The following is a 20,820-nucleotide window of genomic DNA, read 5'->3' as shown; positions in this document are numbered from 1 at the left end:
CGCAACTAATTTCTCCTCAGGAGCTCAACCCATGTCTTCCTCAACTCTAAAAGCCCTGCCTGTCGCTTCTCAAGCCACCATGACTGCAGCCTCCGCGGCTTGCTTCGTGGCCATTGGTGGCAGCCTACGGCCTAACTCCCTGACCTATCGAACGCTAGAGGTGGTGCGGGCCGAGTTTGAGAAGTTGGGGATCCCGTTGCACCTCCTCGATCTGCGGCAGATGAAGTTGCCCTTTGCCGATGGTTCTGAATCCTACCCGGACTATCCCGATGTGGAGGTCCTGCGGGCCACGATGAAGCAGGCCGATGGGATTATCCTGGCCAGCCCCGAGTACCACGGCGGCATCAGCGGCAGCTTGAAGAATGCCCTGGATCTGTTGAGCTTTGAGCATTTGGAGGGCAAGGTCTTCGGACTCATCAGTGTCTTGGGCGGCGAGAGCAACAGCAACACCCTCAACCAAATGCGCCTGATTGTGCGCTGGGTGCATGGCTGGGCGATCCCGGAGCAGATTGCCATTGGGCGGGCTTGGAGCGCCTTCGATGAGCAGGGCAACCTCAAAGACGAAAACCTACGCCAGCGCTTGCAGCGCTTTGTGCAGAGCATGGTAACCAACACGGCCAAATTGCGCGGGATCCCGGCTCCCCTTTCCTAAAAAGGCGCTAGGCTCTCTAGCAGCCTCCGTTTTAGCGGCTCCCCCTTTTACTCTTGCAGGGGAAAGGGGTTGGCGCCCAAGCAACGGCATGGCTAAGGTGAGCCAAGCGGAAGCTGCGGCAAAAATCTGCATCACCAAAGTCGGGCCATGGTTCAACCTGCTTCCCCCTACTCCTCAACTGGAGCTGGGGCAATCTCCCCCCTAGTTACCCTGCAGGTAACCCTGCAGCGGATGCGGGAGCAGAGCGATGCCAATGCCTTGATTCAGCTCACGCTGGAGTATGTTAAGGCGGTGTTTGGGGCGCCGCTCATTTGGCTAGCCCTCTACGACTATGCCAATCACCAGTTGGTGGGCCAAGGGGGGGTAACCCTGCGGGAAGAGGATCAAGCGCTCTTGCGAGCTCTGTATCCCCTGCAGCCGGGGGAGATCCTGGAGCAGGTGGTGATCGAGCAGCGGCCCATCAGTGTGGCCGATCTCTCCCAGGAGCCGCGCATGGGCTTTTGGCAGCGGGAAGCCAAGCGCCTGGGCGGGATCCAAGGCTGCTTCATTTACCCCTTCTCAGCAGTAGGGCGGCGGCGCTGCCTAGGGATCCTGATGCTGGGATCCCAACTGTGGGGCGTTACTATCCACGAGGAGGAAAAGGCGCTGCTGGGGATTGTGCTGGGGCAGTTGGCCGCCTCTTTGCAGGAGCTGGAAAACGCCTGGAAACTCCAGGCTGAAAAGCGCGTGCAAGAGTCGCTCCTGAAGTTGGGGGCGGCGATGAGTCAGGCAGGATCCCTGCAAGAGCGGGTCAGCCTGGTTACGCAGGAGCTGCAGTCTTGCCTAGGCGCTGTTCACATCCAGGTGTACTGGCACGAGCACAGGCAGGGGTGCTTCGTTCCCCATGGAAGTGCCTCTAGGCCCACCCCCCCTGCCAAAGGGACCAAAGCTGGGGGGATCCCGACTGGAGAGGGCGGCCTTGCGCTGCGGGAGTTGGGAAACATGTACTACACCCTTGCCGCAGGCCAGGTGGTGGTGGGCGGCCTGGGGACAACCCGCTCCGAGATCCCTCTCAAGCTAATGCAGCAGTGGCGAGCCCAAGCCGCCCTGGCAGCCCCCATCCTCCTGCAAAAGGATTTGCTGGGGTTTATCTGGGTGCAATCGGAGGTGCCCCGCACCTGGCAAGCCCCCGAGCGCCAGTTGGTGGCTGCTGCTGCTCAGGGGCTGGCCTTAGCCGCCCCCCTGGAAAATCTGGATCGCCGCATTCGCCAGTTGGCCGACGACGGGGAGTTTGTGCAGCAGGTGGGCCGTTCGCTTCACAATCCGGCGGAGCTGCCGCAGGCTCTCCAGCAAGCGGTGGTTGGCCTGGGCCAGCGTCTGCAAGCCGGTGCGGTGGCCCTCCTGACGGTAGATCCTCCCGATAGGCCAAGCCCCCGCCTCTTCTCCGAGTACCGCCGCGAGGGCAAGCAGGCTCTGCCGGCGCAGCTTAGCCCGCTGAGTGAGCAAGACTGGCAGGAGCTGCTGCGCAGCGACGTGGTGGTGGCGGAAAACTACGACCAGGATCTGCGCCTCCTCTCCTGGCGGCAAGACCTGGCCCCTTTGGGGGTGCGCTCCCTCCTGCTAACTCATACCGGCAGCAGCGGCACTGCCACCCCCGAAGGGCTGATCCTAGTGCTCCACCCGCGGCCAAGGGCTTGGAGCCGAGAAGAACGGCAACTGCTGCGCGGGACTGCCCAACAAGTGGGATTGCTCCTGCAACAACTTCGCTCTCAGCAACGGCAGGAACGGCAAGAGCACTTGCTCAGCGGCCTGATTACTGCTTGCCTAACTTTGCAAAACCTGTCCACTCCTGCTGCTCTCTACGCCACCACCGCCCAACAGGCGGCCCAGCTCCTCCGGATCCCTTTGGCGCTGGTGGTCAGTTGGCAGCCGGGGGAGAGCCGGGCCTGCTTGCAGCCGCCCTTTGCCGCCGCCCCTGAGTTCTGCCCCAGCGGCCCCACAGAGCTCAATCGGCAGGATCCCTTGCTGGCTGCTGCACTGCGGGCAAGAGGGCCCCTCCAGCTTGCCCAGGAACAGATCCCGGCTGCCAGCCGCGCCTGGCTCAATTCCGCGGGCCTGGGCTCCTGGCTGCTGGTGCCCTTGGGGGAGACGGATCCCTCGCTGCCGGAGCCCCTAGGGGTTTTGATCCTGGGAGCAGAGGCGGACAGAGTCTGGGAGGCGGAGGAGCGGGCGGCTGTGACGTTAATTGCCCAAACCTGTGGCTGGACGCTGCGGCGCCTGCTTTGGGTGCAAACTTTGCAGGAGCGGCAGGAGGTGCTCAGCGAGTTGAACTGGTACAAGCACCGCCGCCTGCTGGATATGCAAAATACCCTGCTGGACGGCCTGCGCCGCCTTGGCCAGGTGCCGGACATCCCGGGAGAGGAGGCCAGCCGCTGGCAAAAGGTGGTGGAAATTGCCAGAGGGCTGCAGGAGCTGGCCGTCTCTACCAGTCCATTGTTGCAGGCAGAAACCTGGCAGGTACAGCCGCAGTTCCAGTCGCTGTCTTTGGCTACCTTGGTGCGCAAAAGCTTGCGCCGAGTGGAGGGCCTGACCCAAAAACGCAAGCTGTGGCTACGCGCCCACGGGGAGCTGAGCCTCACCATTCAAGGCGATGCCGGACGATTGGAGATGATCCTCTGGGAGGTGCTGCTGGCTGCTGCCTTGCGCAGCCCGGAAGGAGGCCGGCTGGATCTGTGGGGCCAAGCCACAGAGGGCTATGCAGAGCTGCTGGTGGTGGATCAGGGCCACTTTGATCCCTACCTGCTGGCAGCCCTGCAAGGGGATCCCCAGCAGGTTATCTACGCGGATCCCTTGTTCCAATCACCGCTTTCGGTCAGCCCCGGCTTGGAGCTGAGCCTCTGCCAGCGGATAGTGCAGCGGCTAGGGGGGCAGCTCTCCTTCTACGTGTCCTCCGATGGGCGCTCTGTTTCCCAGCTGTTCCTGCCAATGGCTAGCGGGGAGCTCCACCCCCCTTCCTAGCGCCACTTCTTAGGGTGACAAAGCTCTCAGCAGCCAGAAGAAAGGCAGGAGGGCCAGCGCTGCACAATCCAGCCGCTGGAGCTGCAGGCGGTGCCAGCGCAGAGGATGGTCGGGACCAGTTAGCCCGCGAGCTTGCATAGCCGCCGCCATCTCCTCCGCCCGCAGGAGCAGGTTTTCAAAAAAGCGCTCCACCAGGGCCAGCAGGGTTTGGATCCCGCCCCGGAAGCTGAGGGATCGCCAGCGCACATCGCGAGTGCGCACCGCCCGCACCAAGTTCTGGACTTCCTCCATCACCAGCGGCAGAAAGCGGAGGGCCAAGGTAAGGGTGAGAATCACCTCCGCAACCGGCCAGCCCCAGCGCTTTAAAGGCTGTAACAGTTGGCCGATCCCTGCCGTAATCTCCTCGGGGGCAGTGGTCAGCAAGAACAAATTGGTGGCATAGAGCAGGGTAAAGATGAGGGTACCCAGCCGCAGGGCCACGGAGAGGGAACGCCGCGAGACTTGAAAAGTTCGCCCCAGCAGGGTAACCTGCAGCAAGCGGTAACGGTAGGCAGTTGACCAGGCACGGGTTTGGCGCTGCCAGGCCCGTTTGGCTGTTGCCCTCTCCCCCCCCTCCAGGGTAGGGCTGGCGAGGAGCCCGTAGCCTACCACTTGCGCGTCCTGCCGCTGGGGCTGAGGGAAGACCCCTAAGCCATCGGGGGCGAAGCTGGTGATCCCAAAAGCCAGCAGGCTAAGGGCCAACACCAGCGAGAGTTGGCCCGACCAGACCCGGCGCGGCAGACGGGCTGCTACCGTCAAGAGCAGGAGAACTGCCACAACGGCCAGGCGCCAGCCATTGCTGGCCAAAATTGGGCTGAGGAGAAAGCTAAGCAACCAAGCCAACTTCACGCGGGGATCAAGACGGTGCAGCCAGGTGCGCGGCTCTTCCAAGTAGATCCCCAGCGGGGCATTGCGCAGAATATCCACCACAGGAAAGCGGGAAACAAGCGGGGCAAGGCCAATAGCAGAAAAGTTAGAGTCGCTCTACCAAGCGAGTTGAGCCGGATTGAGCAGCAATCCACCCTCCTGGTGCCCCCTCTCGCTCGATGCGCAACCAGACAGGCACCTGTCCTTCGCCAGCCTGCACCTCTACCACCCGCAGCAGAGCTTGGCGCGGGGCGGCCCCAACAATAGCCCCGGTTAGGCTAGGCTGCTGGCGAATGTTAATGCCCTCCTTGGCAATCACCCGCACCTGTTGCACACCCCGCCACTCGGCTAGAGGGCCGGTCAATTCAGGCTCAGGCGTGGGTTCCGGCTGGCCCGGATTGTCGATGGCAACCGGTGGCTGCTCCAGTTGTACCTGGGGCTGTTCCAGGGGCGGCGGGGGAGTGAACAGGCCGCGCAGCATCTGCCAGATGACGAAGAGGGAAAGGATGACCCCACCAGCCACGGCCGCCAAGCGGAGGTTGAGGAAAGGGGCAGGAGCCTCAGTCCGGCTGCGTCTTGAACCCAAGTGGCTGCGGTGGTAACGCTCCCCCTCCTGCAACCCCCTCTTGTGGATCTGAAGGCTCCCTTCTGCAAGGAGAGAACTGGCTGCCTCCTCACTCCCCCAGCGGGTAGATCCCTCGGACAGGCGCGATGGCTTGGGGAAATCTCCCTGCTGGAAGGGAGCAGGTGGGGGAAGCCATTCCTGAACCTTAGCACCCCCCGCAGCAGGCACTTGGGACAGAGGGAGAGCAGGAGGTGGAGACAACCGACCCGCTGGCAAGCTCTCGCGGCTGGGCATCTCCTCTAGGTAAGCCTGCACCTGAGGGTTGTCAAAGTAGGCTTTGAGGCTGGCCTGGGTAGTGTTCAGGGCGTAAAACTCCGGGAATACCTCCTCCTGGAACCACTTTTCCGTAAAGCGACAGAGGCCCGGCAACAGATCAGGGGATCCAGTGGAGTGCTCCTCAATAAACTGAAGGGCTTCGGTTTCCTGACTGGCGCGCAGATGGCTAAGGGCTTCCTCAGTTTGCCCTAACAACAAGCTGCAGATAGCTTGCTCCAGGTGCACATCTTGCCGCTGGGCTAGGCGGACCAGGTAGCCGCGCGCCCGCCGCACTAAGGCTGGCCGTTTCTCCAAGTAGCCTGCGGTCAGCAGCACCTGCGCAGCTAGGTAGGACGCTACCAAGGAGGGGCGCTCTGCCTCTTGCTCAAATAGCTCCTGCTGTTCTTGCAGGGTGAGGTAGCGGCGCACTCGCTGGATGAAGCGTAAGAAATCTTCCGTACTCAGGCCGGAGCCATCCTGTCCACTTCCCTCGATGCCACCCCGCTCGTCAAGCATGGCTTTGAGAAGGGCCAGCCCCTGCTGCCGTGCCAAGGCAGGATCTGCAAGCGCTCCTTTGCCCGTTGGGGCTGGAGCAGAAGCATTGGGGTCAAGGAGCTGCAAAATGCGGTAGGGGCGCAGCTTGCCCAGATCAATGCGGAGCTCTACCTGCAGCTGGGGAAAGGCCCGACATTCCTCTAGTTCTGCCAAGCCTGTCTGCAAAGAATGCGCTGCTTCCTCGTAGGCTCCCTGTCGCCAGGCCTCCCGGCCCAGCTCCAAACGGGCCACCGCCCGCCCTAAAATGGCATCGGAACGGGCGGGGTGGCCTTGCTCGAGCATTTGCTGAGCCAAGCTTAAAACCGCTGGGTACTCTCCAGCTTCACAGCCCAGGCACAGCACTCCCGGCAAAAGGGCCTCGTCCACCGTTAGGGTGGGATGCGCCAGGTTCAGGTGCTCATCGTAGCTACGCCGGGCCTCGGGGTTGAGCAGGACGGAGGCAGCCTCCTGAATCAGCTGGGCCCGAGCCTCCAAAGCCTGCGGTGAGAACCCCAGCAGCCAAGAATGTTCGCTTGACTTGAGCTCGCGGCGCTCCTGGTAAGCCTGTTCGATCTGATGCTCGTCGGCCCGTGGCGACAGCATCAAGATTCGGTAATAGTCGAGGGGCACCCGCACCGTCATAATCTCTTTTTGTTCTCCTCTTTGCCTCAGCGGGGCGGCGTCTTTGGACACCTGAGCCGCATTGACCTTAACTGTAGTCCTTTTCTTGACAAAAGGGATCCCCCTGGAAGCGCTAGGGCAAGGGGCTAGGGACCCAACTTGAAGCACCACCTCGCGCAGCCCCTCAGCGCTCTAGTTGCCTAGGCCAGCTAGGCAGAAAAGGTCCTTGATAGGGGCCGAGGCCCCGCCGAGGGGAGAGCAAGCCAGCCCTAGGTCAGGGCTTGCCACGATAACAGGAACGAACTAACCAAAAGCAGGGATCCCAACAGCCGCCGCCAGCCCCCATAGGGAATTTCCGCCAAGACACCGCCAGCGCTCAGGCAGAGGAAGGGCAGGGCCACTAGGCCCCAGCGGGCGCTTTGTTGCAAGAGGTACAGCGGCAGATCCCCCACCTCCCAAAGCCAAGCCGCCAGCAGGCCCATCCAGAGGACGTGACCCAAGCCGGCCAGGCTGAGCAAAGCTTGTTGGCGTTCTTCCCAGGGCCAGCCCAGCCGCACCAAGGCCAGCCCCAGGGGCAACATCAAGGTAGCCAGAGCAGGTAGGCCCCTCGGGCTGGTGAGCGCAGCAGTAGAGAGGGTTTCTGATCCCGGGAAGCCAGCGGCAAGCCGCTCGACTTGCCCAAGCCAGGAGAGGCCCATCACCAACAGCAGCAAGGTTGGCCCCCGCCATCGCCGCTGCGTCCGCTCCTGGCTACTCCACAGCGCCGCCCAGAGCAAGGCCAAGGGCCAAACGCGGTAGCTTAGAGCACAGGCCAGCGCCAGCCCCTCCCAGCGCAGGCGGGATCCCGGCCTAATGCCGCTGCTGCCTAGGAGGACCAGCAGGGCCAAAATCTCGCTACTTGGCTCCAACCCCTGGGTCAGCACCCAGGGGCTAAGCCCCCACAGGCCAGCGCTCCAGAAATTACCCCACCTCCAACACCACAGCAGGATAGCCAGACAGGCCAGGGCCGACACGGTTGCCAGCAGTTCCTGCCGCGGGATCCCGATTTTTTGCAGCAGCCAAGGCAAAAGTCCGTCTGCCAGCCAGTGGTAGAGAGGAAGTTCTGGAGGAGCAGGGGATCCCTCAGAGTTACTGGCAGGCAAAACGCGCCACCACACTGCCTGAACTGGCCCTTCTAAAAGGCGAAGCCGCTGCCCCAAAAGCAGTCCTATTCCCCCGCACAGTAAGCAGGGGCCCATCCAACTCCAATTGGCCGGATGCCGGCGCTGACGATTGCCTGCCGTGGGAGCAGGACGGAGCAGCCGTTTGCCCTGAGGAGGCATGGCAGGAGGAAACCTCACGGAGAAGAGGATCTAGTCAACTCTAGATCGCCGGCTAAGGGACACCCAGACTGCTGCCAACGGCGGATGGCTTGGGCCGTAAGCCCGTGGGTAACATCGCGAATGGGCATCCCGGCTCCAGTTACTTGTAGGCGCACCAGCTGCCAGGGATCCCCTGGTCTAGCCCGCAACACATAGGCCTCATAGGCCAGTTGCAGGGTTTCGCTGCGCCGCCCCGCCAGAGGGTTGTCCTGCCGTGGTGGCTGCTGGGGCAGAACCAAGCGGCGCTCCAGCGTAGTGAAATAGAGGCGAAAGCCCTGAAGAGGAGAGGGGCTATCCGCCAACTCCTCGGCAGCAAAAGACTCCACCTGCGGCTGGCCCACCAACACCACCTGAAACTCGGAGCGGGAGCGGCTTAGGGCCAAATTGAGGAACAAAGGCAACTGCGCCGTCAGCGCCTGGGCCCAACTTTGGGGATCGGCGGCACAGACTGCTCCCCTGGCTGGCGCAGCAGCTAGGCTGGACAACCCCCAAACCACCGCTAAACCTACGCCCCGCCCTCCTTGAGCAGCTCTTTTCCCCCGCTTGCTTCCCCCCACTTCCACTCCCCTCAGCCAGCCGTCTCCACCAGCACTTGGAAGCGTTGCCAGGCGGCTAGGGGATCGGCAGCTGCCGTGATGGGGCGACCCACCACCAAATAGTCTGCCCCTGCCCGCAGAGCTGCTGCCGGGGTGCAGACCCGCCGCTGGTCGTCTCCCACCTCTGGCTCTCCGAGGCGGATCCCTGGAGTTACCAGCAGAACTGCTTGCCCCAGCGCCTGGCGCAGCCGCCCTACTTCTTGGGGGGAACAGACCAGCCCAGTTAGGCCCTGCTCCATGGCCAGCTGGGCCAACTGCAACACATAGTCGCCGGGATCCCGCTCAATGCCCAGCTCCTGCCGCACCTGGTCAGGGCCAAGGCTGGTTAAAAGGGTAACTGCCAACAGGCGACAGGAACTGCCCTGGGCAGCAGCTGCGGCTGAGCGCAGCATGGCGCTGCCGCCGGCGGCATGGACACTGAGGAAATCCACGCCCTGCTTGACTACCACCTCAACTGTCCGCCCCACCGTGTGGGGAATATCGTGCAGCTTGAGATCCAAGAAAATGCGCTTGCCCTGCTCCTTAAGGCTTTGCAGGATTGGAGGACCAACCGCCGTAAACAGCTCCAGCCCCACCTTCCACCACTGCACCTGGGGTAAGCGCTCCACCCACTCGAGAGCCTGTTGGAGAGAGGAGGTATCTAGGGCAACAATAAGGCGGCTATCCTGCATACCCACAGCTCCCAGCCTAGCTAACGCGGAGGGCTCTCCTCCCGCCGCTCGTAGTGGGGACAGCCTTGGCAGGGACCATAGGGGTTGACGGCACAGCGCAGCTGCGGGGAAAGGGCGTTGTAGCGACAGGTGGGATCCCCAATCCAGCCAGGTGGCGAAGTGATATAGGTATAGACAACTATGCCCCCAAACCCCAAGGGGCTGATGAAAAAGCGGCTGGTGCTAAAAGACTGCCCCCCGGCAGGGTTAAACGCTTCCTCTGGGGCCTCCGGCTCGGGCTCCAGCCGCCAAAAGGTTTCCCACTGCCTAAGGGTTTGCTCAAAGGGTGTGGCCAGGTGTTCTCCCAGCTCCCTCAGGGCAGCTTCAAAAGCAGCAAGGCTTGCCTCTGCCGCCTGGGTAAAGGCCGCCACCCATTCCTCCAAGAGCTTCTCAAAATCCATGCAGCCGCAACCTCAGGTCTTCCCTTAAATACCTTACCGCTTGTCTTGGCGATACCGCTAACTTCCCCCCTGGCAAACCGCCTCCACCAACTCTTGGGTTACCAAAGGAAACAGCTCCGCCAGTTCTTCGGTAGAGAGGTGACCAGGGCAGACGTTGGTGCGGATGTGCCACTCCGCCCACATCTGGGCTGAGGGAGCGGTGGGATCCTGGCCTTCCTCTAGAGGTGCACCCTTCATCGGCCTCGGAGCCAAGCCCCGTCCCGACCCAAGGTTAAGTTGCCGTACGCTGTCGCGGTTGATGCCTGTCAAAGAGGTTTGGGCATAGGCTTCGCCGGCCCAGGCAAGCGATAGAGACAAAGCCATCCAAGCCAGTCCCCAAAAGGCAGCACGGTACATCACGGGATCCCTGCTGTGGTGGAGGGTTGAAGGCAATTATAGGGGCTGTCTTTGGCAGCCAGCCCCTTGCCCAAAGCCAATTCCCGACCACTGCACGCAGCGACGGCCCTCTTTTTCTAGGGATCCCTCGCGGCGATAGGAAAAGAAGTCCTGGGGCTGGCCAAAGGTGCAGTGGGGACTGATGGCAATGTTCTCGGGCGGGATCCCTTGCGCTTGGGCCTGGGCAGAGTTGACCCAGCGCAGATCCAGGCGAACTTTGCCAGGGAGGGGATCGGGCCAAAGGGCAAGCTGTGGATCCACCCCTGCAGGCAGGGTCTGCAGCACCTGGTCAGCCACTGCTTGGGAAACCTGGTAGGCTGGTCCAGAAATGGCTGGCCCTAAGGCAATGCGGATCTCCTCCGCAGGGATCCCCCCCTGGAGAAAGACCTGGAGCACCTTAGGCAGGATGCCTGCGGCCGTCCCCCTCCAGCCGGCGTGAACTGCTGCCACCCACTGGCGGCTGGCAACCAAAATCGGCACACAGTCGGCAGTGCCAACCCAGGCAGAGTCTTCTGGGCAGCGGGCAATGACGGCATCGGTTGCAGGACGCTGAACCTCGCCTTCTGTCTTCTCTGCCCGGATCCTGGTGAGGGTATCGGCCCACCTCCACTGGCAGCCGTGAACCTGGCGGCCCCAAGCCGCCCGTTCGGGGATCAACTGCAGTTGCTCAGCCAGTTCAGCCGGTTGATAGAAAGAGTGGCGCCGGCAGCCAAAGGCATGCGGCCAGTCTGCTAAAAGCTGACACTGCAGCCAACGCCACCCCCCTTTTTCTTGCCAAATCCAGCCGTTAGAACCGCTCATCGGCCCGCCGCGCGAAAAGAGGATCTCTGGGCGTGCAGATGTCCTACGTGCTCCTCTAGGCAAAGCCGCAGCTCAACGGGGTTAAAGAGCATGGGTAGAAAATGGATGCCTCGGCTTTCCCGGAAGAAAAAAAGAACAGGGACAGGTCGCCAGAAAATCTGCCAATCCTGCCACTCGCTGTAGGGGAACTCGCGAATGCGCTGGGAGCCGCTATAGACTTGCAGGGCCCTGCGGGTAAAGGCCAGCCCAATGAGACAGGTCTGCACTAGCAAAAACAGGCCAAACAGACCCATCGCCAGCCCTACCCAAAAGGAAAGCCAAAATAGCGGCCCTGCCAAAACCAACACTGCCAGGCTGAGGCGAAAGTCAGGGGTCAACAAGTGGGCAGAGTAAGGTTTGATCACGCCTTGCTTCTCCTTTGGATCCCAGGCCTATTCTACGCCGCTGCCACTTCCCTTCCCAACTGGGCTTTTTCCATGGCTTGGGGAGAGCCACCTAGTCTCCAAAGAGTTTGATGGCTGGAGGCCTGGGATCAAAAACCCCGCTGGGATCTACCCGCGGGCGCTCCACCCCTTGCAGGGGCGAGAGAGGGCGACCGGTGTCGAACTGAAAGAGATAGATGGGCAACTGGCCGTCGCCCAGAGGCAAAAAGGCCAAGATATCAATCTGGGTGAGGGCATTGCGGCTGGCCGGTCGGGTGAGGTTAAAGGCGGCGATGCGGTCTTCTAGGGGGGTACCTGCGGCGGTGCGTCTGCCCAGGCCAATGCTAAATTGCTGATTTCCCTGCTCGTCCACTCCCAAAACCTGGACCTCTCCCAGCTCCAGTTGGGGACTGCTCCCCGGCAGGCCGGCCACCACTGGCGGTGCATCCAGCGGCGGCTGTGAGGGCAAAAAGCGCAACTGCACCCCCTCCGGCAGAAGGCGATAGTCCTGGTAGTCGTGCCGGATGGCAAGGGATCCTCTGAACACGCGGCGGGTCAGGCCCTCCAGCGTCCAAAACCCATAGCCCACATTGATGCGGCTGCTCTCCGGCAGCCAGTAACGGGTGCCTCCCTGGGGAGCAGGCACTGCCGTAAACCCCATGAGGACATAGGCCTGCCCCCACACCCCTGACAAAAACAAGAGCACCTGCCGCGGCAGCCCTGACTCTGGCTCCAGCCACAGCTCCCGCAGCTGGCCCTCCTGCAGGGGCTCTAGGCGCAAGTGCTGGACAGGGGATCCCGCCAGATCCGCCCGTTCTGAGGAGACGACGCGGTAGCGGCTAGGATCAGCCTCTAGCTCAAAACTTACCGAGGGCAGGAGCGCTTCGGGCCGGCTCACGTACACCGAATACAGCTTGAGCAGGTCCGATTGGTTCACCACCTCCAGTTGCCGCGAATCCAACAGGCGAATGCGATCCCCTTCGGCTACCCACGCCTGCCAACTGCCGTCACGGCGGCGGAGCACATCCAGGGTGGCTGTGAAAGTTTGGGATCCCTCCACCCGCACCTGCTGGCGGTACTGCAAGTTGGGCAGAGGCGGCAACTGCTTCAGGGCAGCGTTGTAGCGCCCTAGCCAAACTTGGGGATCCAGCTCGGCGCTTGGGGAAGGAGCGGGATCCAACTGGGCCAAGGCCGGATCTGCTGCCTGTAGGGCAACCAGCCCCGTTAGCAGGAACACCACCCCGACGAGATAGCCCCCGCGGGATCCCCGCCGTCGCCACCCTCTCAGTTTGGACTGTCTGGGCGACATTAGCTTACCTCGGCTTGCCCTGCTAAATTGAGAGGCTCCCCAGCAGGGATCCCTCCTGCCCGGACGCCTACTCGATGGAAATAGACTGGGGGCCTTGGGTGGGGGCGGGTGAATCCTCCACCCTCAAGCCCTGGGACTCCAGCCAACTGCGCAGCGGATCTTGCTTGATATCCAAGCCCAGCAGGCCGCTCAGGAAGCCCCCGCAGAAGACAACGGGGTTGCTCAAAAAGGCCTTCCAGACCTCGTTGTTGGTGAACATAGCCAACATGCCAAACCCTTCCCTATCCTAGCAGGGCCAAGCTAGACGGCAATTAACTTCTGGCGATCTATGCTTTGCAGGACATTGAAGATGTTGCTGCCAAGGCGCTGGAACTCCTTGCCGCTTTTGTCAGCAAAATGGAGTACCCAGGGAAGCCTGCAGGCTTGGAATCCACTGGCAGGATGAAGTTGAGAAAGGTGATAAGTCTGTAGAGCCAAAACCTCCAAAGGCGTACTGCCATATTCGTGGACAACTCGCAGGGGCCTTGCGCTGCCAATGGAGCCTGCGCCTTTTCTGCTAATGGGCTCGCTTGTTACCAGAGTAAATGACTTTCGCGAGTAGTCGAAAACAACGGTGCCTATTTCGGCATCTTTGTACTTACCTTTTCCTTCTTCTATCCCCATTCTTCCTGTACCGCTTTTGCGTATGCCGACAATATCCACAGCAATCTTTTCTTTTTCTAGCTCCTCAATTGTTCTACTAAATTCGCCTCCTTGAACTAAACCATCCCTCATCAAGAGAACCTTGCTGGGATAGCGACGAAGCTTGTCATGAAACTTATTGACAAGTTTGGACACAGTTTGATAGATTGTGTCCCCGGAGAAGGTTTCTCCTCTCTGCACAGCAGGCAGCTCCCAACCTAAGCTCTGCCCATCGGCCAGCACAGCAAAAGCAGAGGCTCCGTAGTATAGCTGCCGATTAGTGCCCACATCAAAGCCAATGATTAGCTCAGGGCGTTCAGGATGGTCGAGGGGTTCCAGGAGTACCGGCTGCCATGCTGCCTTACACAGAAGCCCTAGGACGACGTTTAGGGCTTTGTAGGGATCAGCGCCAGGGATCATAAACTGAGTCGCTATCCCTGCTTCAAGGGCCTCCATTCGGATCTTTTGCTTGCGCTCATTGGGCGACCAGGGCATGACAACCAAAACGGTTTTGATCCCTTGCTCAGCCCAGTGTTGCCAGAATCTTTTTCGGGCAAGATCGCCTTCAGGCAAGTCTTGCTGAGTGGCATAGAAGCCCAGTTCAACTTCTACTCCGCTTTTTTGGGCTACCTCAAGCAAGCACTTGCGCACTTCGCTGGGATACTCTTGCCTGTCGTCGGAGAGGTTTAGGCATCCAAACTTAGTCTCGCCTACTTTTGCACATCCGTGATACCTAACCCGAGCAGGATTTTGAACTTGCTTGCGACCCGATCCCAATAGCTTTGGCTTGGGCAGGATGTAGCCCTTGGTCTTGAAGGGCTCAACTTCCAGCTTGGGAGGGTTGTAGACATTCTCTATAAGAGACTTTGCAGTCTTTTCAGACTCTTGCAATCGTTTCTCTAGGCTTTTTCTAACATGCTTGATAACACGGTCGATAACTTTGCTGCTAGAACCTTTGTTACCTTCTAGACTGGCCAGCATTTCCAAGGTTAAAACAGGCGATAGCCTTCGAGACAGATGGGGCAAACGCTTTTGCTTTGAAGCTACTTCGACTACCCAAGAGCTTTCCACTTCCTCTCTAGGTGCATTGTACTTCTGTAAATGGTACTCTGCCAGACTCATGTTCAGTTCTGGCAACCGAATCTCCCACGGCAACTGATTGGAAAGAATACCCAGATACTCCCAGATCTCGCGTTTACCGTATGTATTCCGAACCCACTTGATTGGGATATCTGGATAGTTTTCCAGCCATTCATGCAAAGTCCACGGCGTGTAGAGGCGGTGATGAATATCGACTTCTAAGTAAAGCTTTCCATCTGGTTCGACAGCAACATCTATCGCTCTCCCTCTGTGGATTTCCCAGCCATCTCCGGAAAGTTCTACCCCTTCCTGAGCAGTGATCCACCAGAGCAGGCCTCCTCCTATCAATTCAACTGCAGTTTTGGTGTACAGAGATCTAAGGCGCGACTCTATCCTCTTGCGCTCAAAGCTTTCGAGGGCGCTTCTTTCTTGAGCATTGGCACAGGTTAGAACCCTAAGCCCACACTCTTCTAACTCCCATTCTGTTGTTTTGAGCTGGCTGGGCGAGACTCTTTCCCGTGTGATAATGCGACTCCCCAAACGAACGGCTATTACACCCAGCCGATTGCAAACCTTAGCAATAGCTTTCTGCTCTTCTCCTGGCTCCGGAAGTGGGTTTGGCCTACAGGCGTACTCATAAAAGGTGAGGTCTTCCTGAGCTAGCTCCTTGACAAAGAAGCGATTGAGTATAACTTCAACTGACTGGTTCTGGTGAAGCAGGCTCATTGGTGGATTCTTCGTCACCTTTCCAGGATAAGCCCTAGCTCCTCGCTCAAGATCCCCAGCTCAAGGACGAAACAGCTCCGGTGGGGCCAGGTCATAGCTAAACGCCTCGGCTTCAAAGTGGCCGCTCATGCCCACCACTTGCCATTCAGCGCTGCGATTTCCTTGGCGGAAGCGCAACCGCTGCGCCCGCAGGGGCACCACCTGGATGACCTCGGCTGGAAACGCCTGGTACTCCCCCAGGTACTGCCGGGGATCCGGCGGCAGGTCGGCACTGCTTTCGATTTGAATCCAAAACACCCGCCCCGCCTGGTTGCCGTAGGCCCGGATCTGCTCTTGGCCTTGGTAGTGCTCCACGCCCCGTAGCCGCTGCCGCCCTACCTGCATAGACTTAGCCCACTCCGGCAAGGGATCCCCCAAACTAATGGACCAAGCCGGCCCGCCCAATCCCAGCCAACCCAACAGCAGCAGAACCCAAAGCCAGAGCCAGCAGCGTGGCCTTCTACGTGCAGGGATCCCCTCCTGGGCAAACATTGGTTTCCTCCACAATTCAACTCAAGGCCTTGATCTCAACGTAGGCGAAAGCCAATCCGCCCCCTTGCAATATCAAAGGCAACGTCGGCGTTGAAAAACAGGGGCATGCCCAACAGTTGCACTCTCTGGTTGCCGTTCACAAAGATCCGATCCCGGCTGGGCGTTACCGGAAAGCCCACCCGAATGCGGTAGTCAAATGCCCCCTCCAGGACGGCGCGCCATTCCGACCCGGGGGGCAGGGTTGCGGTGGAAAAGGGAGGGGATCCCAACAGGCGAACGTTGAGGAAGATGTCGGAGGCGCCGCTGTCAAATAGGGTGGGACTGAGGACATTTTGAATAGAGGTATTGCTGATGCTGTAGGCCACCTGCAGGGCTTCATCCCGCCAGATGGGCGTGCCATCGGGAAAGCTTCCCACCTGAGGCAGTTGCCGGAAATTGAAGCCAGCGGTGTTGGCCTCCGTCAGGCCGAGGGTGAAAAGGCCTTGCACAGAGTCGAACCCACCTGTCTGGAGGATGTACCCAGAACCCAAATTGCCCGGCAGGCGAGGAAGGGGGCTAAACAAGTTGGCATCGGGGCTGCGCTCGTCTAGGGAGGTGCCAAGGATCCCGGTAAAGGGCCGCCCTGGTCCAAATAGGTTGTCGGAGCAGGTGGCCACCAGACCCTCCACACAGGTAATTTGGTCAATCAACTGAATCGTTACCGGCTCTTGACTTTGGATCCCGCCCAAGCCAAAGGGAGCGCGGGCCAGCACTCCGATAAATTGTGTGCCATCGGCAAAGGTTACTGTGGAAGGGATCCCTGTCCGCTCCAGGCCAAGGCGGCCTGCTGCTGACGATAAGATGCGCAGCCCTGCCGAGCCGGTGTCCAGTAACAGCTCGGCCTCCCCCCCTGCCACTTCCACCCTCAAGCTCAGCAACTTAAAGCGGCTATTGCCCAGAGTGCGCACCGTCAGAGGGATCGACTGGCTACCCGGCTCAGGCGGAGGCGGGAGCAATCCAGGAGGGGAGGTCCCAGAGCCCTTGGGGCTAGAACAGGCGATCCCCAGCAGCACCACCAGCGCCAGCACCAGCCCCCCCAGTCTGCGCCGGATTTCCCTCGCCCAGGCTTTCTTTTGGAGCCGCTCTCCTGTCTGCATCAGATCCCACTCCCCCAGCCACCAAACGCTTGGGCAGGGAAAACCCAACTGCGCCCAGTGCGCCTGCCCTGCCGATGGGGCTGCCAAGGCACGCACGGCTATCCCAGCCAAGAACAGTGTAGCTAGGGCCGGCTAGCGGAGAAGGGGCAACAGCACCTAGCTTGGGCGGGATCCCCCCTTCTGCTAACGGGACGGGTTCTCGCTCTGCGGGCTAGCCTCCGGCATCAGACAGCCGAGAGCATCACACCCTGCCGGCCCCTCTGCTATGAGGGCGAGGTTGCGGTCGTAGCGCGCCAGGGCCTCGTAAAAGTTGTCGGTTTTTCGTCTTTGCTTGACCTCAGCCATCAGCCGTTCATAGGTGGCTTTGTCAATTTTCTCAAAGGGCAAGCGGGGGAAGGGAGCGTCGAAGCGCGCCAACAGCGCCGCGCTAATGTACCCCTCGTCGTCGCGGATGGCCTCGTAAATGCGGGATCCCAGCGCCTCGATCTCGTCCTCCCGCAGCTCGATGGTGGCTGAGGTGTTGTGGGTAGTGTAGTACTTTTGCACCTGCATGTAGAAGTCAAACTGGGCCAGGGCAGAGAAGCGCTCAATCTCAATCTCCTCGGCGCCGGGCAAATTGGCCCACTCCACCTCCACCGGCAGCTCCACCAGCCACTCGGTACAGCGGGGATCAAAGGGATCGTTGAGCAGGTTGCCGTTTTCGTCCTTGTCCGCCTGGGCAGGCACTACCGAGTAGCCATAGTCCAGACAGGCGAGGGCCACGGGGTCGTTTTTGGCAAAGGTGATGCGGCGGATGTAGCGCTGGGCCTTGGGCGGGTGCCAGCCGGGCGAGGCGTTGGTGAGCAGGGACTTGGTGCCAGCAGGCTGAACAGTGGTGCAGCGGTTGGGACGGCGCAATCCGTGGCGGTCGCAGTAGTCCCAGACCACGCGGTGGACAACCTCCTTCCAAAAGCTGAGGTATTCCCGCTCCTGCTGCTTAAACTCCCGCCCCAGGGGCGTGTCCGGCCTCCCCTCCTGCCACCAGCGCAGCCAGTCCACCCCAAAGGCTTTGACGCAAAAGTCAAACAGCCCCGTAAACGAGACGCCGACGATGGGATCCCACTCCCGCGAGCGCTGGAAGCGGGGCTCGACAAAGCGATGGTGCAATAGCGCCGCCGCCGTCAGGGCCCCGGCTGTGAAGGCCTCCTCTTGTTCCTGGCGGTTGTGGGGATCCAGCCGGTTGAGGTGGATCTCAGCCAGGTTGCAGTGGAAGTCGCATCCAATGATCTCGCCGCAAGGGTTTAACCCATACCGCCGCAGCCGATGCTCCAGTTCAGCCTCGGGCAGGGTTGGCCAGTGGTGTTTTAGCCAGCGTCGAGCTTCCTCTGGGCCTTGGGAAGCATAGATGTTGAGGAAGGTCTGTTTCAATTCTGGAGTGGCGAGCAGGTCGGCATTGGCCCGTGCCACAGCTTCCCCCGCCCACTGGATGGCTCCCTCGCCGGAGTAAAACTGCTTGCGCACTGCCGCAATGCACTCTTCTCGCGTTGGCTTGCGGTGGAACACGCGCGTGTGGTTGGCCATGCGCAGGGCATCCCGCTCCGGGTCAATTCTCCAGTTGCCCTGCTCGTCCTGCTGCCAGAGGTTGTCCTTGGCGCTGGATCCCAGCTCGTCGTCGGCGGCAAATTGGCGCATGCCCGCGCTGTTGTGGGTGAGATAGCCATTGCAGTAAAAGCAATGGGCCTCTTCGACTTCAATGTCGTAGGTTCGTACCCAGTCATGGCTGCCTAGGCCCTTAACTGTAACGGGGATATCCAAATCCAACCCCGACTCAGCCAAGTATCGTTCATAGTTGGCTTCGACCGACCGAGCTCCTTGGCAGCCCATGCCGCGCATCTCAGTGTAGCTGTATACTTCCTGCAGCAGGGAACCCGGAATCGTAAAGCCATGCGTCTCCAGCCCTTGGGGCAACTTCCCTTTAGCTGAGTAGGGAGCCACCAAGGCGTTGTACCGAGCCTTGAATGCCGGCAGGGTAAGGCTGTATTGAACCTGCCAGTTCTCCTGCTGGGGGGGGAGGATTGTGAGTCGGCCTGCAATACCCAGACTGGAGAGCACAGCCCCCACTTGCAGGGCAAAGGAGCGGTGGACAGTTGTCAGCAATTGGGGGGGATGACTACGGGTTGACCCATTGCTGTCGATAAGGCCTGCCAGGTAAGCTGACCGTACCTCAACGGTGCCGCGCAGGATAAAGTCGGGAACTTGCAGGGGTTGCTTTGGTTTCTTGATGTGCCGCTCGAAATACTCTGCCAGCGGGATGCAGGAACACACAAACCTTGCCCTGTTCTCCCCTGGCCCATAGCTGCAGGTAGCTGTCAGCCCGAAGGCGGCCAGCGCCTGCTCCAGCTTAGCTTGGAGACGGGAAAGCAGCTCGGGATCCAGGGTATTGGCACTCCACTCCAGGTAACCGTAGGGCTTGCCGTGGAGATCGCGCCCCAGCGCAACATACCCACCCCCCTGGGTAAACCCAATGAGCCAGGCCACCTCTGGCGTCAGGGGCGGGATGTGCAGGGGCTTTGCGGTGGGGCTTTGGCTTGGACGAGATGCCGTAAAGTCCTCAGGGAGATGGGTGATGGTGCCGGGGAGAACTTGGGTGTTGTGCAGCAGACGATCCCCCTCGACTAACTCGTGGGTACTTTTCCATGCGATGTTCCCCCGAGCGTCTGCCAAAACTGCATGGCGGTGGTTCAAAGTTGAAAAGAAAGGAAGGGCATTGGTCTCTATTTCGTAAACTTCTTGGATCCCTTGGTCAAACTTGTTGACCACCCGACGAAACCCAAGGGGGGTCTGAACCCAATCGCCTACCTGCACATCCTTGATGGGCACCAGACCTTGTGAGGTGTGCACCAAGGCGTTTTCAGGTAAGCACCGCCGAATGTTCCCCGCCACAATCGTCACCGCTGCCTCGTCGATGAGCAGGCAGCACTCCACCGAGTTCAGTTGTCTGCCCACCGCTTTGTTGAGGATGGCGGCGCAGCGCTCGTAGAGGCCGGGCAGCTTGATGGGGTTGGCCACCCCCCCAAACCCCTGTAGCCGCTCGCCGGCAGGGCGGACATCGCTCAAGTCCACCGTCACCTGGACCTCGCCGCCCAAGCTGGGATCCGCCGCCAGCTCCAGCAGCGCCTGGTAGGACTCCACCCAGCCCCGCCGGCTATCCCCCACCTGGATGTGCACGCGGGATCCCTGCCGCTGGATGCGGGTGTGCTCCTGCCGCTGCTCTCGGGGGGTGGCGCCGATGGATCCCACCACCTGAACCTGTAGGCGGTTGAGGATGGGGGGCAACTGGCTGATGAACTGGGGCTCCAGCACCGCCCCTGTGCCACAGCCCATCATGGCCAGATCCATCATCAGGCCAAAGGAGGGCCAGTCGACCACGGTGAGGCTGGTGCAGTTGTAGGCGCCGGAGTAGTTTTCCGGCTTTTGGATCCACGCGGTGCCCATCACCCACAGGGCCCGACCCGAGATCAACGCCTTCAACTGCCGCTGCAGACGTTCCACCAGCTCCCGCTCCTGGGGAGTGAAGCGTCCTAGGCGGGCAATATCGGCCAGGCTGCGATCGCAGACGTCGCTCCAAGTCTCGCGGCTGCCATCCGGGCGCCGCCGACTGTAGGTGCGGTAGAACACTGGAGCGGCCGTCGGAGCGGTTGCTGGGAACTCGCCCCCAGAACCCAGCGCTTGCCCTTGTGGCAAGGGCACCGCTTTGCTCTGTTCGCTTGAGCGGGACGAAATCGACACCATAGCCACACCCCTCCTGCAAAGCTGCCCGTGGAGTCCGACGAGAATTTTCCTTGCCGGCCAGGGCCGTCCCAGAGGAGTTGCCCGACCCGCCGGCCATCCAAATGCCCAACTAGGCTACCACAATCGTCAAGGGGCAGGGGGTGTCGTGGGCTCTGGCTATCTTCCCCAGCTAGGGTGGGGGCAGGCGGGGGATCCGTTACCAAGCCCTGGAAAGGGCTAGAGTGGAAAGGAAGGGATCCCCAACGGAAGGGTTACCTGCTGTCTTAGAAA

17 protein-coding genes are annotated in these 20,820 nt (G+C 60.8%); 2 read left to right on the top strand and 15 right to left on the bottom strand.

The annotated features are described in order from the left end of the window. The first annotated feature begins 31 nt into the window (after positions 1-31). Both NW830_RS09260 and NW830_RS09255 read left to right on the top strand, forming a co-directional pair. Positions 32-652: an NADPH-dependent FMN reductase gene (locus tag NW830_RS09260; RefSeq protein ID WP_414361879.1), complete on the top strand. Its 621-nt coding sequence runs from the start codon at positions 32-34 to the stop codon at positions 650-652. A 147-nt stretch (positions 653-799) separates the two neighbouring features. After that, positions 800-3,649, top strand: a complete 2,850-nt coding sequence (locus NW830_RS09255) for a GAF domain-containing protein (RefSeq protein ID WP_414361882.1) — start codon at positions 800-802, stop codon at positions 3,647-3,649. 9 nt (positions 3,650-3,658) lie between these two features. Here NW830_RS09255 and NW830_RS09250 read toward each other — a convergent pair whose 3' ends face one another. The 15 genes from NW830_RS09250 to nrdJ all read right to left on the bottom strand — a co-directional run bounded on the left by NW830_RS09250 (position 3,659) and on the right by nrdJ (position 20,550). After that, complete coding sequence (locus NW830_RS09250) at positions 3,659-4,615, bottom strand: energy-coupling factor transporter transmembrane component T family protein (protein WP_414362066.1); 957 nt, start codon at positions 4,613-4,615, stop codon at positions 3,659-3,661. A gap of 46 nt (positions 4,616-4,661) precedes the next feature. Beyond that, complete coding sequence (locus NW830_RS09245; RefSeq protein WP_414361884.1) at positions 4,662-6,611, bottom strand: SH3 domain-containing protein; 1,950 nt, start codon at positions 6,609-6,611, stop codon at positions 4,662-4,664. A 248-nt stretch (positions 6,612-6,859) separates the two neighbouring features. Beyond that, a complete protein-coding gene (locus NW830_RS09240; RefSeq protein WP_414361886.1) occupies positions 6,860-7,747 on the bottom strand; it encodes a hypothetical protein in 888 nt (295 codons plus the stop codon). A 179-nt stretch (positions 7,748-7,926) separates the two neighbouring features. Continuing rightward, on the bottom strand, positions 7,927-8,448 hold the full coding sequence (locus NW830_RS09235; RefSeq protein WP_414361888.1) for a hypothetical protein: 522 nt from the start codon (positions 8,446-8,448) through the stop codon (positions 7,927-7,929). 71 nt (positions 8,449-8,519) lie between these two features. Next, a complete protein-coding gene (gene pyrF / locus NW830_RS09230) occupies positions 8,520-9,218 on the bottom strand; it encodes an orotidine-5'-phosphate decarboxylase (RefSeq protein ID WP_414361890.1) in 699 nt (232 codons plus the stop codon). 20 nt (positions 9,219-9,238) lie between these two features. Beyond that, positions 9,239-9,658 carry a DUF6464 family protein gene (locus NW830_RS09225; protein WP_414361892.1) on the bottom strand — a complete coding sequence of 140 codons (420 nt, stop codon included), beginning with the start codon at positions 9,656-9,658 and terminating at the stop codon, positions 9,239-9,241. A gap of 57 nt (positions 9,659-9,715) precedes the next feature. Continuing rightward, positions 9,716-10,054 carry a hypothetical protein gene (locus NW830_RS09220; protein ID WP_414361895.1) on the bottom strand — a complete coding sequence of 113 codons (339 nt, stop codon included), beginning with the start codon at positions 10,052-10,054 and terminating at the stop codon, positions 9,716-9,718. A gap of 36 nt (positions 10,055-10,090) precedes the next feature. After that, positions 10,091-10,894 (bottom strand): peptidoglycan editing factor PgeF, encoded by an 804-nt coding sequence (pgeF, locus tag NW830_RS09215; protein ID WP_414361897.1) that lies wholly within the window; start codon positions 10,892-10,894, stop codon positions 10,091-10,093. Beyond that, positions 10,891-11,298 (bottom strand): DUF3119 family protein, encoded by a 408-nt coding sequence (locus NW830_RS09210; protein WP_414361899.1) that lies wholly within the window; start codon positions 11,296-11,298, stop codon positions 10,891-10,893. Before NW830_RS09210 ends, pgeF begins: the two co-directional genes overlap by 4 nt. A gap of 91 nt (positions 11,299-11,389) precedes the next feature. Beyond that, positions 11,390-12,625, bottom strand: a complete 1,236-nt coding sequence (locus NW830_RS09205; RefSeq protein ID WP_414361901.1) for a hypothetical protein — start codon at positions 12,623-12,625, stop codon at positions 11,390-11,392. Between the two features lie 67 nt (positions 12,626-12,692). Further along, positions 12,693-12,893, bottom strand: a complete 201-nt coding sequence (locus NW830_RS09200; protein WP_414361903.1) for a hypothetical protein — start codon at positions 12,891-12,893, stop codon at positions 12,693-12,695. 32 nt (positions 12,894-12,925) lie between these two features. After that, positions 12,926-15,112, bottom strand: a complete 2,187-nt coding sequence (locus NW830_RS09195) for an argonaute PAZ domain-containing protein (RefSeq protein ID WP_414361906.1) — start codon at positions 15,110-15,112, stop codon at positions 12,926-12,928. 60 nt (positions 15,113-15,172) lie between these two features. Beyond that, a complete protein-coding gene (locus NW830_RS09190; protein WP_414384936.1) occupies positions 15,173-15,571 on the bottom strand; it encodes a hypothetical protein in 399 nt (132 codons plus the stop codon). 107 nt (positions 15,572-15,678) lie between these two features. Then, on the bottom strand, positions 15,679-16,875 hold the full coding sequence (locus NW830_RS09185; protein ID WP_414361911.1) for a hypothetical protein: 1,197 nt from the start codon (positions 16,873-16,875) through the stop codon (positions 15,679-15,681). An 87-nt stretch (positions 16,876-16,962) separates the two neighbouring features. After that, positions 16,963-20,550, bottom strand: coding sequence for a ribonucleoside-triphosphate reductase, adenosylcobalamin-dependent (gene nrdJ / locus NW830_RS09180; RefSeq protein ID WP_414361914.1), 3,588 nt, complete (start codon positions 20,548-20,550; stop codon positions 16,963-16,965). Positions 20,551-20,820: the final 270 nt, after the last annotated feature.

It is taken from the genome of Synechococcus sp. OH30, assembly GCF_047462175.1.
Classification (GTDB): Bacteria; Cyanobacteriota; Cyanobacteriia; order Thermostichales; family Thermostichaceae; genus Thermostichus.
Note: the sequence above shows the minus strand (reverse complement) of the source record. Positions and strands in the feature narration are given on the sequence as shown.

Bases quoted from the DNA above. Each gene is read 5' to 3' on its own strand.
- NW830_RS09225 (WP_414361892.1), bottom strand. From the start codon at position 9,658: ATGGATTTTGAGAAGCTCTTGGAGGAATGGGTGGCGGCCTTTACCCAG.
- NW830_RS09260 (WP_414361879.1), top strand. From the start codon at position 32: ATGTCTTCCTCAACTCTAAAAGCCCTGCCTGTCGCTTCTCAAGCCACC.
- NW830_RS09200 (WP_414361903.1), bottom strand. From the start codon at position 12,893: ATGTTGGCTATGTTCACCAACAACGAGGTCTGGAAGGCCTTTTTGAGC.
- pyrF (WP_414361890.1), bottom strand. From the start codon at position 9,218: ATGCAGGATAGCCGCCTTATTGTTGCCCTAGATACCTCCTCTCTCCAA.
- NW830_RS09220 (WP_414361895.1), bottom strand. From the start codon at position 10,054: ATGTACCGTGCTGCCTTTTGGGGACTGGCTTGGATGGCTTTGTCTCTA.
- NW830_RS09245 (WP_414361884.1), bottom strand. From the start codon at position 6,611: ATGACGGTGCGGGTGCCCCTCGACTATTACCGAATCTTGATGCTGTCG.
- nrdJ (WP_414361914.1), bottom strand. From the start codon at position 20,550: ATGGTGTCGATTTCGTCCCGCTCAAGCGAACAGAGCAAAGCGGTGCCC.
- NW830_RS09195 (WP_414361906.1), bottom strand. From the start codon at position 15,112: ATGAGCCTGCTTCACCAGAACCAGTCAGTTGAAGTTATACTCAATCGC.
- pgeF (WP_414361897.1), bottom strand. From the start codon at position 10,894: ATGAGCGGTTCTAACGGCTGGATTTGGCAAGAAAAAGGGGGGTGGCGT.
- NW830_RS09205 (WP_414361901.1), bottom strand. From the start codon at position 12,625: ATGTCGCCCAGACAGTCCAAACTGAGAGGGTGGCGACGGCGGGGATCC.
- NW830_RS09255 (WP_414361882.1), top strand. From the start codon at position 800: ATGGTTCAACCTGCTTCCCCCTACTCCTCAACTGGAGCTGGGGCAATC.